Origin of the sequence: Polyangium jinanense, assembly GCF_028435265.1 — a bacterium.
GTDB classification, from domain to species: Bacteria; Myxococcota_A; Polyangia; order Polyangiales; family Polyangiaceae; genus Polyangium; species Polyangium jinanense.
Genome location: NZ_JAGTJK010000128.1, coordinates 1 through 1,114, shown reverse-complemented (window position 1 = coordinate 1,114; position 1,114 = coordinate 1). Strand labels below are relative to the sequence as shown.

The window sequence follows — 1,114 nt, the reverse complement described above, 5'->3', positions numbered from 1 at the left end:
GCGCAGTTCATCGACCCCGGGTCCAGCGCTTGCGCTGGTCCGGGTCCAGGGGCGGATAGCCCCTGGTGGGGCCTGGGGCAACGCCCCAGCTCAGCGCTCGGCGTCTTCGAGGGTGATCGCGCGGTTCAGCGCGTTGGCGGCGCGCGCGCCGTCGGCCGCGGCGAGGATCGCGCCCTGCATCATCGTCGTGAGATCCCCGGCGGCGTGAATTCCGGGCACGGACGTCTCGAAGAGCTCGTTCACCTGCACGTACCCATGCTCGTTCAGCGCGAGGCCGAGCGACTCGACGAGCGGCGTTTGCCGCTGCGTTGGACGCACGAAAAGCACGTCCCGCGGGATGCGCGTGCCGTCCGCGAGCTCCACGGCTTCGAGTTTTCCCGCGGCGCCGTGCAAGGCGCGAAGCGGGCGCGGCTCGACGCGGATGCCCGCGCGTTCGAGGCGCTCGGCGACGGCGGGAGGCGGGGCGGGGGCGCCGTCGAGGAACACGACGAGGTCGCGCGACCAGCCGCGGAAGAAGAGCGCGTGTTCCACCATGTGTTCCCCCTGCGCGACGAGGCCCCAGGCCTGATCCCGAACCTCGAAGCCGTGGCAATAGGGGCAAATGAAAATGCTCTCGCCCCAGAGCTCCGCATACCCCGGGAGGTCCCGGAGAACGTCGACGACGCCGAGGGCGAGCAGGATCCGGCGCGCTTCGACGGTCTCGCCGCCCTCGAGCCGGGCCCGGAAGCCACCTTCCCGAACGCGCTCGATCGCGTGCACGCGCGCCTCGCGGCGGGTGACGCCGTACGGTTCGAGATCGGCCCAGGCGGCGCGGCGAAACTCGGCAGGCGGGATGCCGTCGCGGGTGGTGAAGCCGTGGACCTCGTGGGCGGCGGCGTTTCGAGCAGGTCCGGCGTCGCAGACGAGGACACGCTTGCGGGCCCGGCCGAGGTAAAGCGCGGCGGTGAGGCCCGCAGGGCCGCCGCCGATGATCAAGGCGTCGTAGGGCATGAATTCTCCTGGGTTCGTTCGACAGGAGAAGCCTAGGCAGGGCGCACAGCCGGCGGCAGAGCGCCGGTTTCGATCGCGTCGGCGGATCTTTCGGGGGCAGCGCGCTGCCGCCACAGCGTGGCGC

1 protein-coding gene is annotated in these 1,114 nt (G+C 71.7%); it reads right to left on the bottom strand.

What is annotated here, in order from left to right; genetic code table 11:
* Window positions 1–90 precede the first annotated feature (90 nt).
* Window positions 91–990 (bottom strand): NAD(P)/FAD-dependent oxidoreductase, encoded by a 900-nt coding sequence (locus tag KEG38_RS54545; protein ID WP_272429157.1) that lies wholly within the window; start codon window positions 988–990, stop codon window positions 91–93.
* Window positions 991–1,114: the final 124 nt, after the last annotated feature.

What these genes read in the sequence shown, in the direction of transcription:
- KEG38_RS54545 (WP_272429157.1), bottom strand. Translation starts at nt 990, where the DNA reads ATGCCCTACGACGCCTTGATCATCGGCGGCGGCCCTGCGGGCCTCACC.